The sequence below is a fragment of the Winogradskyella endarachnes genome (assembly GCF_009741275.1).
Classification (GTDB): Bacteria; Bacteroidota; Bacteroidia; order Flavobacteriales; family Flavobacteriaceae; genus Winogradskyella; species Winogradskyella endarachnes.
The window spans coordinates 99,653-115,456 of the sequence record NZ_WOWS01000004.1; the positions used below are offsets into that span (position 1 = coordinate 99,653).

Here is a 15,804-nt window from a genome sequence, read left to right on the forward strand (position 1 = left end):
TAATTACAATTTAAGGGCTTTTGCCTTTTTAGCAAACGCATTAGATTTACTAATATTATTTAAGGCTTTATAGGCTATACTTAATTCTGAATAAAAATCAGCTTCCATACTAGGGTTATCTATTAAATAATCTAAGCCCATTTCTAAATAGTCTATAGCTGTTTTAGAATGCCCTAATTTATTATTAGCAACTCCTATTGCTAAATACAATATTGGTTGTGCAGGATATAACTCTAAGGCACTTTCTCCATCTTTTATAACCGCTTTATAGTCTTCAATATCTATTTGAAGCAGTAATACATCTTTTATTAATTTAAAGTCGTTAGGGTTTTGCTTTAAGGCTTCTTTAAAGTTAGCAAGCGCTTTTAGTTTGTCTCCTGCTTTTAAATAATAATGACCTAAATCGCTATGGGTTTGTGCGTCTTTGTTTTGGTCAATTAGCGAAGTAATTTCTACTAAATCCGATTCATATTCTGGGTTTTTACCCACAAATGCCACAAAATCTTTAAGCACTTTTGCTTTAGCATCTGCATTAATCTCAGGACTAGTTAAAACTGTTTTTACAGAACCAATAGCATCTTCTACTTTACCGTCTTGAAGATAAAACTTATACAACGCTAAATGCACAAATTTAGATTCTGGCTTTACTTTTAATAAACTCTTTGCGGCTTTATAAGCATTTTTGCGATCACCAGATTGACTGTATCTATAAATAAGTTTTAAATGATTATCTTCATTACTTGGGTTATTAGCAATGCGTTGCTCTAAATTTTCTATACGATCGCCTACATTACCAGTAATACTATATATATCATTACGCATGGCGTCTCTAGATTCGCTCAATCCAAATTCTGCATCTAACTCATCTAAGATATCTAAGGCTTGTTTATACTTTTCTTCTCTAACATAAAGTGCCGCTAAATCTTCTTTATAATCTGGATGATATTTTACCAATTGCTTTATAGTTTTTAACGCATTTTTAATATCATCTTGCTGAAAATAAACATCGTAAAGTTCATCTAAAAACCAAACATTATCTGGTTGCATTTCTATTGCTTTTTTTAGATGGTCTTCTGCTGCACCAAAGTTTTTAAGCTTATTATAGTTTTTACCTAGTTCAAAATAAATAATAGGAAGTTTAGTATTTAGATTTAAACATTTATGAAGTTCATCTACAGCACGATCATAATTTTCAATGCCTTTTTGTTTTAAAGCTTCAAAAAAATGTTCTTGAAATTCGTCTTCATAATTTCCTAAATCATCATCTGGTAATTTATTAAAATCAACTTGGGCATACACACTTTGCGGAACACATATCATCCCGAAAAAAAATACCACTATACAAATAAATTTCTTATTCACTTTGCTGTTGTTTTAATAGGTCTTTTACGACTTCTAATTTTTCTAATACTTCAAATTTTACACAAGCAGATTTCATACTGTCTCTATAGTAATTGGCTTCTTCTGGTAAATTGCCTCCTGCAATATCAAAGGCATTTTGATTTGGCCATTGTGCATATGCTATGTAATTTAACGCATCCTTTTTATGTAATCTAGACCCTAGACTTCCTTCGTGTTTATAAATTAGCGATGTTAAGCCTTGCCAAGCTTCAATAAACTTTGTTTCTTGATTAGGTTTTAACTCAAAAGCATATATCACTACATACATTTACTGCTTACTTTAAATTGTTATTCATTATTCAAAAGTTATTCCAAAGTCAACCAAAAACTGCAAATTAAAAGTTTAATATAGCTGAAACTTCCGTTTATTATTAAAAATACAATTTATTCTATAACGGAATAATCTCCTATACTAATTTTAGTAAACTCGCCATTATATTTTACATGATTTCCAATCATAGCTTCGTCTAACTTTGCATTTATAATACTTGTATTGTTTTGAATTAAGCTATTTGTTATGGTTGAATTTTCAATAACACAATCTTTCCCAATTGAAACATGAGGACCAACGGTTGTATTTTTTAAAATAGTGCCTTTACCAATAAAACAAGGTTCAATTATTTTTGAATTCTCTAAAACGATAGAACTATCAATTAGTTGTTCTAAACTATCTTCTTTTAAGAAGCCCAACATTTTTGCATTAGTTTCTAAAGTAATGTTTTTGTTTCCACAATCCATCCACTCATCAACGGTTCCGGTTTTAAAAATGCGTCCATCTGCCATCATGCGTTTAATACCGTCATTAATTTGGTATTCGCCGCCATTCATAATATTTTCATCTAAGATTTCCTGTAGTTTTTCTTTTAAAACAGCAACATCTTTAAAATAATAAATACCAATTACAGCTTGATCACTTACAAAGTTTTCTGGCTTTTCAACTAACTCAACAATATTTTTATCATCGTTTAGTTTTACAACACCATAAGCCTCTGGGTTTGCAACACGCTTTGTCCAGATAACGCTATCTGCTGTTGGGTCTAAATCAAACTCCGCTCTAATTAAAGTATCTGCATAAGCAATTACTGCAGGACCAGAAAGTGAAGGTTTTGCACTCATAATAGCATGACCAGTTCCTAATGGTTGGTCTTGTCTATAAATAGATGCTTTTGCTCCCAAGCTTTCAGCAAGTTCCGTTAAACTTTCTACAACCTCTTCTCCAAAGAATGCCGGATCACCCAAAACAAAAGCAATTTCTTCTATAGGTTGCTTTAAAACTTTAGCAATATCTTTTACTAAACGATGCACAATTGGTTGACCTGCAACAGGAATTAATGGTTTTGGTACTGTTAAACTATGTGGTCTAAGGCGGGATCCTCTGCCTGCCATTGGTACTATTATTTTCATATTATATGCCTGTGAAAACAGGTGTCTTTTTATTGTTACACTTAATTTCTAATCTCTTTTCTATTATTGGAATTCGTTATTATGCCTCAGAACTTCACTAATACATCCAAATTCTTCAATATAATAAGTTCTTCTATATAAATTAATCAATTTGTTTTTTCTTTTCTATTCTTAGACTTCTGCCTTACCAGGAAATGGTTATTTAACTCCTGTACTTCCAAAACCACCTTCTCCTCTGTCTGTATCAGATAAAATTGCGACTTGTTCCCAGTCAGCACGTTCGTGTTTTGCTATAACTAGTTGTGCTATTCTTTCGCCATTATTTATAGTAAATTCTTCATTAGAAAGATTCACTAAAATTACACCTATTTCACCTCTATAATCTGCATCTATAGTTCCTGGTGCATTAAGTACTGTAACTCCTTTTTTCGCAGCCAAACCACTCCTTGGTCTTACCTGTGCTTCTGTGCCTATTGGTAATTCAATAAATAAGCCTGTGCCTACAATTGTACGTTCTAAAGGTTTTAAAATTCTTGATTCTGACAAGTTTGCACGCAAATCCATACCAGCTGAAGCTATAGTTTCGTAGTGCGGTAAGGCGTGACTTGATTTATTTATTATTTTAATTTTCATGAGTTGAGAATATTCGCTTTGCTCTAAACAAGAGTTTAATTTCTTTTTAAGAGTTGTTTTAGTTGGTTCTTTTCCAATATTATAACTAATCCCAAAAATACAATTAACATTGCACTTCCAATCATATAATTCTCTCGATAGTTATAAAAAAACAGAAATGAAAACAGAATGGAAACCACTAAATACAAACCAATTTTACTTAAATTATATGGAATGGGATAATATTTTTTACCAAAATAAAATGATAACATCATCATTACTGAATACGCAGAAAGCGTTGCTATTGCTGAGCCTTTAAACCCAATTACCGGAATTAAAACTACGTTTAAAACTAATGTTATTAATGCTCCAAAAATTGAAATATAAGCACCAAACTTAGTTCTATCTGTTATTTTATACCAAACAGATAGGTTGTGATAAATTCCTAAGCAAAAGTTAGCTAATAGAATAAATGGTACGATCCACATAGCTTCATAATAAGCTTCACTTAAAATTATGAAAGGTTTTAAGAGATCCGCAAATATGACAACAACTAAAAGAATAACCGAACCTAATGCAACAAAGTATTCTAATATTTTAGCATAATTAGTTTGGGGATTTTTAGTTTTAGAATGACTAAAAAAATAGGGTTCTATACCTAAACGAAATGCGGTTGCAAACAAGGTCATAAATAAAGCGAGTTTATAACAAGCCGAATACATACCTATTTGTTGATCTGCAACATCATTTGGCAACAAATATTCTAATAAAATACGATCAAAGGTTTCATTTACAGAATAAGCAATACCTGCAATTAGTACTGGTAGCCCGTAATGCATCATTTTTTGCCATAATTCTGTATCGAATTTAAAATTAAGTTTTAAGTAAAATGGTAACAATAAAAGTAGGGTTACACCACTGGCTACAAGATTAGAAATAAAAATATAACTGATTTGATAATGGGGAATATAAATACTATTAAATAATGAATTGCCTTCCGCTAGATCTTTTAAATACAGTAATAAGAAAATGTTTAAACCTAAATTTACCGCTACATTCAAAATTTTAATAATCGCGTATTTCATTGGTCTTGCCGTTGCTCTTAACCATGCAAATGGAATAATAACTAGGGCATCAAAAAGTAAAATTATAAATACTAAATTGAGGTATTTAAGTTCTATATTTATCAGTGAAGCAATCTGATTTTTGAATAGAAAAGCAATTCCTAATAACGCAAATGAGCTTATTACTAAAGAGATTGCAGATGTACTAGTTACTTTTTCTTGATTTTCTTCTTTATTAAAAAACCTAAAAAATGCAGTTTCCATACCATAGGCTAGTACCACATTAAAAAGTACAAAATAGGCAAAAATGAATGATACGCGTCCATATTCTTCAACCGACAGTACTTGTGGATTAGTGTACAGAGGTACCAAGATAAAGCTCAACATTCTTGGCAAAACAGTTGCTAAGCCATAAATAAAAGTTTGTTTAAAAAGTGTTTTAAATCCGCTCAAGAGTATTAGTATCAGTAAAACTCAAAAGTATTAAATTAATGCATTGTATACTTAACAACTATAAGAATTAATATTAATGCGCTATTATATTAGTAAAGACGACTATATTTTTACTAAAATAGCCATTGTGAGATTTATTTATGGTGTTTATACATAAGTCATAGTTTTGCCAAATAATTATTTTTTAACGCCATAAAGTTTAAATGCTTACGAATAATAGATTCTTTAATTGCACTAATTCTATCTCTATTGGGATCTCTCTCATAAATATTTGGCGGACCATTTTCATAGTAAACACCTCTCTTTTCATTGAGGTCGGAAATTTTTATATACTTAACCTCACCATTTTCTACAAAACTAATGGCACATTCATTATCCTCTAGCGTAAATGGAAAATCTGGATCTTTCTCAGCTTTTTTAAAAGTATAATAAGGCGATTTATTTTTTAAAACAGCTGTATATCTGCCAGAATCTTCTACTAATTTAGCTTTAAGATTTCTAAAATAAACGCTGTCTATTTTTATATGTTCATCTTTATTTACAATAGGTACAAAAACATTCATACCTGTTCCTCCTACTTTTATACCAGCATACCACTCTTGAAAAGAAATTGTTTTTACTTTAAATGTTGTTGAAGGTTGAAAGGTTGGTTTTAAAGCTACATGAGATTCCTCACCAGAAACTATCATAGCTTCTCGTCTTCTTTGATAAGCTAAAGGTGGACCATCCTTATAATAAATAGATTCCTTTTGAATAAGATTTGAAAACTTTGAATATCTCACTTTACCATTATCAACGTATCGTATCACGCATTCATTTTCAGCTAAATTAAATGGGTAATCTGGTTTTTCTTGTTGCTGCTCAATAATAGTATCATTCACAGAGTTATGTCTTAGAACAGAAGTGTATCTGCTATAATTTCTAACAAGTTGACCTTTATAGTTTTTAAAATAAACACTATCAATTAATATATGATCTTCCTTTTCAGTTATAGGTACATAAATATTAATGCCTGTTTTTTCTTTGTTCTCACCAGCATTCCATTCTTGAAACGCTATAGTTTTAACCTTAAACGGAATTGAGGCTTCTGTTTTATTAGAAATTGCACTAGAACTTGCACATTGAAAATTTAATGATAAAACAATACATACTGTTACGGAAAATAATACCCTCTTTAGATGTTTCATTTTTATGTAGATTAAAGATTTGGATCGGCAATATACGAATAAATCTGATTAAAAACATATAAATACGACAAACAGCAAATATTTGTAAGTATTACAGTAAAAAATGTTAAAAAAAATTGTAAAATGTAGGAAAAAAATTATATTTTTAACAATATAACTTTTTATATAGAACATAAGTTAACCTATTGTTCAACAGCAATTTGACGTTGTTAGGGTAAAATTTCATTAATTTTTAGAGTTAGACAACACTAAGTCTGCTAAATATTTATAAATCTGAATGTTAAATTAAAATTAAAACAACACGATAACCATCCATTTATATAATTTTGAATTAAGACATCTAAAGATTAAAACGAATGGTATCTGAAGCATAAAAATACTTCGTTTAATGCCATGAAAGACTATGTAATTTTAAACTCTTTTTAAGTCTGAAACCAATGTATTATAATAAACTATATTATTGCTATAAAACCCTTTAAGTTATAAAAGATAAAACAGAAAGAATAGTCTTATACATTTTTATAACTGTTATTGATGCTCCTTAAAACAATCTAAATTTAAGAGTATAAAAAAACCTAACTAAAATAGTTAGGTTTCTATCTAATTATTAAATTAAATATTAATTATTTAAAGCTTCTGCTCCACCTACAATTTCTAGTATTTCATTAGTAATAGCAGCTTGTCGCGCTTTATTGTAGGTTAACTTCAGTTGATCTCTTAATTCTGTAGCATTATCTGTTGCTTTATGCATTGCTGTCATACGTGCACCGTGCTCAGAAGCAAAAGAATCCCTTATACCTTTATACAATTGTGTTTTTAAAGATTTAGGTATTAATTCTTCAACTATTTCTAATTTAGATGGTTCAAAAACGTAATCTAAATTTACGTTGGCATCACTTTCAACAGGTACAATTGGTAAAAATTGTTCTGTTAAAACAATTTGAGTTGCGGCATTTTTAAAATGATTATACACCACTTCAATTTTATCAAACTCACCTGTAACAAATTTTTCCATTAACATTTCTGCTATTTCAGAAACATTTTCAAATGTTAAATTATCAAATAAATCGCTTTTATTAGCAATAACTTTATTTGTTTTTACAAATGCATCATTTGCTTTTTTACCTATAGCTATATAAGAAACATCTTTATTTGCATACGTCTCATTAGTCAGTCTATTGACTTCCTTAATGATATTAGAATTAAATGCACCAGCTAACCCTCTGTTAGAAGTTATCGCAACAATCAGAACATTTTTAACTTCTCTTTGTACAGCATATTTACTACCTGTATCTTCATCTAAAGTTGCACTTAAACTTTGAAGTAATTCGGTAAGTTTATTTGAGTAAGGACGCATTGCAGTAATAGCATCTTGGGCTTTCTTTAACTTTGCAGCAGAAACCATTTTCATGGCACTAGTAATCTGCATGGTAGAAGATACCGATGATATTCTATTACGTATTTCTTTTAAATTAGCCATTTGTTATAGTATTAAGTGTTTAGTGAAATGTGTTTTTTGTAATAATAAAAACACATTTCACTTGTTACTTTGTACTTATTTAGTTTTTAAACTTTCCTGTTAAATCTTTAGCTACACTAGTTAATGTATCTGTAACTTCATCTGTTAATTTACCAGACTTCAACGTATCTAATACACCTCTATGTTTAGCATTTAAGAACTCTATAAAATCGCGTTCAAATTCTTTTACCTTTTCTACAGGAACATCTTTTAATAAGTTCTTAGAACCAGCATATATAATTGCAATTTGATCTTCTACAGTAAAAGGATCGTTTTGACCTTGTTTTAATATCTCAACATTACGTTTACCTTTATTAATAACGTTTAACGTTGAAGCATCTAAATCAGAACCAAACTTAGCAAATGCTTCTAATTCGCGGAACTGAGCTTGATCTAATTTTAATGTACCAGATACTTTTTTCATAGATTTAATCTGAGCATTACCACCAACACGAGATACTGAAATACCTACGTTAATTGCCGGACGAACACCAGAGTTAAATAAATCACCATCTAAGAAAATTTGACCATCAGTAATAGAAATTACATTGGTTGGAATATAAGCCGATACATCACCAGCCTGTGTTTCAATAATTGGTAATGCCGTTAAAGATCCACCACCTTTTACCAATGGTTTTAAAACCTCTGGTAAATCGTTCATTTCTTTTGCAATATTATCATCATTGATAACTTTTGCAGAACGCTCTAATAATCTAGAGTGTAAGTAGAAAACATCACCAGGATAAGCCTCACGCCCTGGAGGACGACGTAATAATAAAGACACCTCACGGTAAGCTACAGCTTGTTTAGATAAATCATCATAAATAATTAAAGCCGGACGGCCAGTGTCTCTAAAATATTCTCCTATAGAGGCTCCTGTCATAGGTGCATAAACTTGCATTGCTGCAGGATCTGATGCGTTTGCCGCTACAATAGTGGTATACGCTAAAGCACCTCTTTCTTCTAGTGTTTTTGCAATGTTTGCAACCGTAGATGCCTTTTGCCCTACTGCTACATATATACAATATACAGGTTCACCTGCATCGTAAAATTCTTTTTGATTTAATATGGTATCAATACAAACTGTTGTTTTACCCGTTTGACGGTCACCAATTACCAACTCTCGTTGACCTCTACCTACAGGAATCATAGCATCAATCGCTTTAATTCCGGTTTGTAACGGCTCAGTTACAGGTTCTCTATAGATAACACCTGGCGCTTTACGCTCTAAAGGCATCTCGTAAGTATCACCTGATATTGGTCCTTTACCATCAATTGGATTTCCTAAAGTATCTACAACACGTCCAACAATTCCTTCACCTACTTTTACAGAAGCAATACGCTCAGTACGTTTAACGGTAGACCCTTCCTTTACTCCTGTTGATACACCTAAAAGTACTATACCAACATTATCTTCTTCAAGGTTAAGTACAATACCTTCTGCACCTCCTTCAAATTCCACTAATTCACCATATTGTGCGTTAGCCAATCCGTAAGCACGTACAATACCATCACCTACAGTTAATACTGTTCCTACTTCATCTAATGAAGAACCTGCTTCAAAACCTGAAAGTTGTTGTTTTAAGATTGCTGATATCTCAGCTGGTTTTACTTCTGCCATCTTATTTAGTCTTTAGTTTTTAGTTGCTAGCACTGAGAATGTACTAACCAAAACCTTATTAATTTAATGTAAATTCTCTTTTTAATTTATTAAGCTTGTTAGCAATACTAGCGTTATACTGTATATCTCCAACTCTTAATATGAAACCACCCAAGATGCTTTCATCTATAATATTTTCTACTTCAGCTTCTTTACCAGTAAGCTCTTTAACTTTTGCTAAAACCTTACTTTTTAATTCGTCAGTTAAGGCAATTGCTGTTGTTACTGTTGCCACTTGGCTGTCCCTTAACTGATCATATAGCTGACTAAAACTTATGGCTACATCATTTAATAATGGTAACCTTTTATTTGCAATTAATGTATCTATTAAATTAGTAGTAGCAATATTGGTATCTTTAAATACAGATGTTAATACTGATTTTTTGTCTGAAGATTTAATAACAGGACTTTGAATCATCCCATTTAAATCATCACTTTCTGCAATAGTTTTAGCAATACGCTTCATATCATTATTAACTATCTCAGCAGACTTTTGATCTGTTGCAATACTTAAAACGGCTTTAGCATATCTAATGGCTGCTCTTGATCCTGACATTTATCTTAATTTAAAGTTGCTTCTCCTAACATATCTTCAATTAATTTTAATTGCTTGTCTTTGTTAGATAATTCGTTACGCACTACTTTTTCTGCAATTTCAATAGACAAACCAGAAACATGGTTCTTTAATTCTGCCATTGCTGATTTCTTTTCGCTTTCAATAGCTGCTTGAGCTTGAGCAATCATATTGTTTGCCGTTTCTTGAGCTTCTGTCTTAGCGTCTTCAATCATTTTATTTTTTAGATCTCTAGCTTCTTTTAGCATAGACTCTCGTTCTGCGCGTGCTTCTTTTAATAATTTTTCGTTATCTGCTTGTAGATTTTGCATTTCTAACTTTGCATTTTCGGCAGCATCTAATGCATTTTGAATACCGTCTTCTCTCGATTGTAACCCATCAAGAATTGGTTTCCATGCAAATTTTCTCATTAATACAATTAATATAAATAAAATAATGCCTTGCATAAAAAATAAGCCTGGCGAAAAATCATGTAATAACTGATCCATGTTTAACTGTAAATTAGTTGTTATTTGTTTTGTTTAATTTTAAAAACAGGTCCTGCAACCAACCGTTACAGGATTCTGTTCCTTTAGTTTTTAGGAAATTCTTATTTCCCTAAGATTAATGCACCAAATGCTAAACCTTCTAATAAGGCTCCAATGATGATCATCGCAGTTTGAATTTTTCCAGCTGCTTCTGGTTGACGAGCAATACCTTCCATTGCTTTTCCACCAATTTGACCTAATCCGATTCCTCCTCCGATTACGATTAATCCTGCTCCAATTAAATTGTACATAGTAATTTGATTTTTATAAATATTAATTAAACAAATTCTTTTTAATGATGGTCGTCGTGTTCTTCAACAGCCATACCAATAAATAACGATGATAACATCGTAAAAATAAACGCTTGTAAAAACGCTACTAAAAGTTCTATTACCATAATAAATAATGATAACAAAAGAGACATACCTGTAGAAACTACTGGTCCAAATGACGCTTTCAAGGTAATCATTAAAGCTATTAAACTCATTACCACAAAGTGTCCTGCTGTAATATTAGCAAACAAACGTATTAATAATGAAAATGGTTTAATGATAACAAAACCAACTAACTCAATAACCGCTAATATAGGTCTTAAAATGACAGGAACACCTGGCATCCACAATGTATGAGCCCAAAAATCTTTAGTACCACTAAACATATAAATTACTACTGTAAAAATAGCTAAACAAGCTGTTACAGCAATTTGTCCTGTTACATTAAATCCTAATGGTGTTAAGCCTAATAAATTTAATATCCAGATAAAGAAAAACACAGTTAATAAAAAGCCCATAAATTTGCGGTACTTTTTCTCTCCAATGTTTGGTTTTGCTATTTCGTCTCTAACATAAATAACTAATGGCTCTAGAACTCTAGAAAAACCTGTAGGTACAGATTTTCCTTTTTTAAATCCTCTAGCTAATGCTCCAAAACCTAAAAGCATTAATAAACCGGTTAACAACATTCCAAATACAGATTTTGTAATAGAAAAATCTAAAACTTTATGTGCATTAGTTGCATGATGCTCGGCATCAAAATTTACTGATGTTGCTCCTTGATCTAATTCGTAAATCTTACTGTGTATTTTTACTAACTTAGTATCGCCTTTATCAACTATAACCTGTCCAGCATCATCATGATGAAATGCTGAGGACATAAATGTTTTTAAACCGTTACTTGTCCAAACAATAACAGGAAGTGGAAAGCTATAATGAGTACCAGATTCATTATGTGTATAAAAATGAAAATCGTGAGAGTCCTTTAAGTGATGAGAAATATATTCTCTAATCTCTTCTGCTGTATCTACCTTATTGCCAGAAACAACAGGGTCTTTAGAGCTGTTATCAGCCATTGCAAAAGCGTTTGCAAAAAGAAATGATACAAGGATGAAAAATTTAAAAGTTTGTTTAGCTACCTTCATTGTTAAAAAAATCAAAAAAACTGCGTTTTTAAATTCCGTGCAAAAGTACGGAATTTATTAACACAACAATATGTTTTTATATTTATTATTTAACTCATGTTCTTAGATATGGTTTTTACAACAAAATAAACCTCCAACACTAAAAAGAAGAGAAACGGAATTATTAGACAAAATCGCTCTGGTGTACTTAAACTTTCTAAACCAAAAACAGAGTCTTTAAAGGCAACGTAAAACAAAATTCCTTTAACAAAAAATGTTGGTAAATAAACAAAACCTAATTTTGTTTTTAATGATTCTAATAGAGAAAATAGTTGAATTTGGGCACAGATAACAAAGGACACTATTGCTAAAAATAAATTTGTGTCCCAAAAATTAAATCTTATTGAAGCACCTATATATTTATAAATAAAATCTTGAGAAAATGAAATGGCAAAATACAATAATGCAAAAGCTATTACATAAATCATTAACGTTTTAATCATCTTCTTTTGAAACTTTTATAACCTGAGAAATCACCAAATACATAGAAGTAAATACTGCGAAGAGCGTAATTGTTTTTTTCCAAAAATCTTTGTTATAGTTAGTATCTAACCATTCTCCTAAATAATTTCCAAGAAAAATAGTGCCTCCCATTTGAAATGCAATTGATGTAAATCTAAAAAACTTACTTACGCCTTTTTTATTTCCTTTGGGCACTTTGTGAGAGTTGCGGTTTGCCAGAGTCGCTAGATAGTGCTTTTACATTTCCTTTCATACTACAAGTTGCATTAAAGGTAGCTCCTGGTTCTACAGCTAATTTTGTAATATGAACCTCACCTTCTATATTTGCTGTAGATTTTAAAGACAATGTACCTGACAAAATAAGTTTTCCTGAAAATTTACCTTCAAAATCAGCATTTTCACCTTGTAATGTTCCTTTTATAAAACCAGATTTACCTACAACAACTTTACCAGAAGTTTTAACGTTACCTTCTACGGTTCCGTCTATTCTAAATGGTCCTTGACTAGCTATGTCACCTACTATTTTTGTGCCTTGAGCTATGATATTTTGTTGTGTAGTTGCTTCCATGATTGAATATTTTTGTTTTTTTTTGTCTGGAGAAAACATGTTGATTTGGTTTTAAATTACTGTAACTTTAAATACGCATTTAAATTTTTGTGTCTTTGAATTATAGCATAATTTGGTGATGAAATCGCAAAATATGGTCGTGTAATTTTAGGTTTAATTGTTCGCCCTCGCTTATCTTTTTCTTCAGATTTAAGCAATTCTGCAAAACCATTTGCACCACCAATACTTTTTAATCCATGTACTACTACAAAGGTAGTATTTTCTGTATAAACATCTTTTGAAGTGGTGAGATCAAAATAGTCTATTTTAGCGACCTCTTCATCTAAAATTTTAATAAAAGCATCTATATCCTCACCAGAATTATTTTCAAATTGAAAAATTACATTAAACTTATCAGAATCGTTATCAGAAATAAATTCTTTTTTTGCTAATATTGGTAAAGCATTATCAATTAAGTCTTGTGCCTTTTTACCTTCTTCGGTATTACCATACGTTAAAGCAATATAATTAATACCTTCTTTATAAGCTTCAAAACCGTATAATCTTCCTTTTGCTGAAGCTTTTAATATTTCAAACTTAGGCACAAAATCATCACCTTCAAATCGCTTAATTTGTACTTCTGTCTCTGCTATAACCTCTGCATATAATTCGTCATTAAACTTATTATAAATCTGAGTGTAAATAGATTCTGGACTGTTTTCGTCTTTAGATAATTCTGATTGTGGATTTAAAAGAATTTCAGCATAACGAGAATCTGGATATTCATTTATAATTGCAGATTTAATGGCATCTGCTTTAATATGTAAACCTAATTCTACATAAATACGGTATAAGTTATATTTTGAAGGAAGTACCAAGCGGTCTTCTGGATTGCTATCTAATAGACTTTCAAGTTTTGATTTGGCTAATTCTAATTCTTTAAACTTTTCCTTATATATAATTCCTAATTGGTAATAGGCAAAATTGCGCTCTTTAGCGATACTATCTAATTCAGATTGTTTTGTTGGCAATAACGCTATGTAGGTTTCAGGATTAAATCTAATATCTTCTTCTGTAGTACCTGTTAAACTATCAACTTCAGTAGTAGTTGTTAAATTAGCACTTTGACTAGAGTGTCGCCAATTATCTTGAAGTTTACGGTTGCCCCATATTTTTAAAAACTCCGTTTTACCGTAAGCAACCGTTGTAGAATTGTAGAAATAAAAATTACTGCTTCCTTTACTAGAACCTGTGTTTAAAATATCTGTAGAAACACCTGGTGGATTTCCAAAACCTATAGAATTTCTAGGATTATTATTTGCAGGATTAGGAACGGACTGCAAACTTTCCTTTTTTAAAGCTTCTTCTTTCTGTTTTCTAGCTTCTATCTCTTTTAATTTTTGGTCTTCTGCAAACTTTGTGTAAATAGCTAACTGCTCTGCTTTAGGTAAGCTAACCATTCTTAAAATACTATCGTTAGTTTGTGCAATTCCTTCATAATAGATTACGTCATCAAGATTTTCGCGTTTCTTTTTAATAACTCTATAAGGTTTTGTATTTACAGTCATTACTGTCATCGTAGAATCATAATATGCGCCTGCCGTTTTATAAACATTTTTATCAAAATACATGTTACCTAATGTTTCATAACTAAGTGACTTTAAGTATTGATCAGAAGTTGTTTTTCTGAGTGATTTATTATAATAAACCTCAGCAATACTATCAGACATTTTATTGCGATGGTATTCTGCAATACGATAATATATTTTATCTAAAAAGGGTCTATTTTCTCTATTTTCCTCTAAATCTGTAAGATATTCTTGAAACTCTACATCATCTACATTTGAAACATCTGCATTATAGGATTTTTCTAGATGAGCATTAATATAAAAAGACCTTGGTACTTGGCGATGCATATCTATTATGGCATCGAACTCTAAGTTTGCACTATCTTTTTTTCCAAATTCATTATAAAGCTGCCCTTTTATAAAATGGTAACGCGCTTTCTCTCTTTTAATTTTTGTGTTCTCTGCCGCAACTGTTAACTGAGCAATAGCGCTATCTTTAGAATTTGTGTTAAGATAAGCCTGAGCTAATGCTGCTGAAGCATCTGCTAAATCTTGGCCTTCAATAGCGCCTTTTTCTTCTTCTAATAATCGCTTTAACTTTTCTATAGCACCAGCATCATTATCTAAACGCATACTTGTTTTTTCGCGCCAAATTTTAACCTGATTTATTTTATCGCTTGTAGGATATTTATTTAGAATATTATTAAAAGCTGCCATTGCTGGTACAAAACGCTGATCGTAATAACGTGCTTGACCTAAAAGTAAGTATGCTTCATCTATTTGTGGATTTTTTTCCTTACCACCAATATTCATTCCGTGCACTTGGATAGCTTTAATGGCTTTTTCTTCAGCGCGTTCAAAATCTGCGTTTTTAGATTGACCAGGAAGAAAAATATCTTCTGAAACAGCCATTCTTTCAATTGGTAAAAGTTTCCAAAAATTCTCCGTAAATTCATTGTTTACACCATCAATTCCACGTTGTAAGGCAATGTTACCATTGTAAAGCACATTGTATTTTGTGGCTGTAGAATGAAATTTTCTATTTAAGAATTTATCTTTTTTACGAGAACAACTTTGAGTAATCAAAGCTACACAAGACAGGAATAATATGAATTTGTAAAAGGTTTTCAAACGTTGGTTCTATTTGGTTAATAGATAACTGAAAAACACACTGTTTAGTGTGCTACGTGGTAAAAATACGTATCTTTTTGAATTTGCGGCTGAATTTGAAGCTGAATTTCTACGAGCAAGCGAAGGCACAAAGACGCAAATATCCAATATTCCTTAAAAAATGAAATTAAAATACGTACGGACAACCGATATGTTGTCCGCATCTCTTATAATATTTTAAATCAGTTTTCCCCTTTGGG

16 protein-coding genes are annotated in these 15,804 nt (G+C 31.0%); all 16 read right to left on the reverse strand.

Annotated elements, in window-relative coordinates; translation table 11 throughout:
- Positions 1 to 3 precede the first annotated feature (3 nt).
- A complete protein-coding gene (locus GN138_RS11260) occupies positions 4 to 1,362 on the reverse strand; it encodes a tetratricopeptide repeat protein (protein ID WP_317162744.1) in 1,359 nt (452 codons plus the stop codon).
- A complete protein-coding gene (locus tag GN138_RS11265; protein ID WP_157364102.1) occupies positions 1,355 to 1,669 on the reverse strand; it encodes an antibiotic biosynthesis monooxygenase family protein in 315 nt (104 codons plus the stop codon). Before GN138_RS11265 ends, GN138_RS11260 begins: the two co-directional genes overlap by 8 nt.
- Positions 1,670 to 1,785: 116 nt before the next feature.
- A complete protein-coding gene (locus GN138_RS11270) occupies positions 1,786 to 2,805 on the reverse strand; it encodes a sugar phosphate nucleotidyltransferase (RefSeq protein ID WP_157364103.1) in 1,020 nt (339 codons plus the stop codon).
- A 198-nt stretch (positions 2,806 to 3,003) separates the two neighbouring features.
- Complete coding sequence (gene dut / locus GN138_RS11275) at positions 3,004 to 3,438, reverse strand: dUTP diphosphatase (protein ID WP_157364104.1); 435 nt, start codon at positions 3,436 to 3,438, stop codon at positions 3,004 to 3,006.
- 35 nt (positions 3,439 to 3,473) lie between these two features.
- Entirely contained in the window at positions 3,474 to 4,934 is a 1,461-nt protein-coding gene (locus GN138_RS11280; RefSeq protein ID WP_157364105.1) for an oligosaccharide flippase family protein, read from the reverse strand.
- Positions 4,935 to 5,092: 158 nt separating this feature from the next.
- Positions 5,093 to 6,121, reverse strand: coding sequence for a hypothetical protein (locus GN138_RS11285; protein WP_157364106.1), 1,029 nt, complete (start codon positions 6,119 to 6,121; stop codon positions 5,093 to 5,095).
- 619 nt (positions 6,122 to 6,740) lie between these two features.
- The gene (gene atpG / locus GN138_RS11290) at positions 6,741 to 7,601 is read right to left on the reverse strand and encodes an ATP synthase F1 subunit gamma (RefSeq protein ID WP_157364107.1); all 861 of its coding nucleotides are present in this window, start codon (positions 7,599 to 7,601) and stop codon (positions 6,741 to 6,743) included.
- Between the two features lie 79 nt (positions 7,602 to 7,680).
- Entirely contained in the window at positions 7,681 to 9,261 is a 1,581-nt protein-coding gene (atpA, locus tag GN138_RS11295; RefSeq protein WP_157364108.1) for a F0F1 ATP synthase subunit alpha, read from the reverse strand.
- A gap of 58 nt (positions 9,262 to 9,319) precedes the next feature.
- The gene (gene atpH, locus GN138_RS11300; RefSeq protein ID WP_157364109.1) at positions 9,320 to 9,856 is read right to left on the reverse strand and encodes an ATP synthase F1 subunit delta; all 537 of its coding nucleotides are present in this window, start codon (positions 9,854 to 9,856) and stop codon (positions 9,320 to 9,322) included.
- 5 nt (positions 9,857 to 9,861) lie between these two features.
- The gene (locus tag GN138_RS11305) at positions 9,862 to 10,362 is read right to left on the reverse strand and encodes a F0F1 ATP synthase subunit B (protein ID WP_157364110.1); all 501 of its coding nucleotides are present in this window, start codon (positions 10,360 to 10,362) and stop codon (positions 9,862 to 9,864) included.
- A 101-nt stretch (positions 10,363 to 10,463) separates the two neighbouring features.
- Positions 10,464 to 10,652, reverse strand: a complete 189-nt coding sequence (gene atpE / locus GN138_RS11310) for an ATP synthase F0 subunit C (RefSeq protein ID WP_004569351.1) — start codon at positions 10,650 to 10,652, stop codon at positions 10,464 to 10,466.
- 41 nt (positions 10,653 to 10,693) lie between these two features.
- A complete protein-coding gene (atpB, locus tag GN138_RS11315) occupies positions 10,694 to 11,818 on the reverse strand; it encodes a F0F1 ATP synthase subunit A (protein WP_157364111.1) in 1,125 nt (374 codons plus the stop codon).
- Positions 11,819 to 11,907: 89 nt separating this feature from the next.
- A complete protein-coding gene (locus GN138_RS11320) occupies positions 11,908 to 12,300 on the reverse strand; it encodes a DUF6168 family protein (RefSeq protein ID WP_157364112.1) in 393 nt (130 codons plus the stop codon).
- Positions 12,293 to 12,514, reverse strand: coding sequence for an AtpZ/AtpI family protein (locus GN138_RS16255; protein ID WP_317162745.1), 222 nt, complete (start codon positions 12,512 to 12,514; stop codon positions 12,293 to 12,295). The genes GN138_RS11320 and GN138_RS16255 overlap by 8 nt, the downstream gene beginning before the upstream one ends.
- Entirely contained in the window at positions 12,498 to 12,926 is a 429-nt protein-coding gene (locus GN138_RS11330) for a bactofilin family protein (RefSeq protein ID WP_157364113.1), read from the reverse strand. Before GN138_RS11330 ends, GN138_RS16255 begins: the two co-directional genes overlap by 17 nt.
- Before the next feature lie 17 nt (positions 12,927 to 12,943).
- Positions 12,944 to 15,565: a type IX secretion system periplasmic lipoprotein PorW/SprE gene (gene porW / locus GN138_RS11335; protein WP_157364114.1), complete on the reverse strand. Its 2,622-nt coding sequence runs from the start codon at positions 15,563 to 15,565 to the stop codon at positions 12,944 to 12,946.
- Between the last annotated feature and the right edge of the window lie 239 nt (positions 15,566 to 15,804).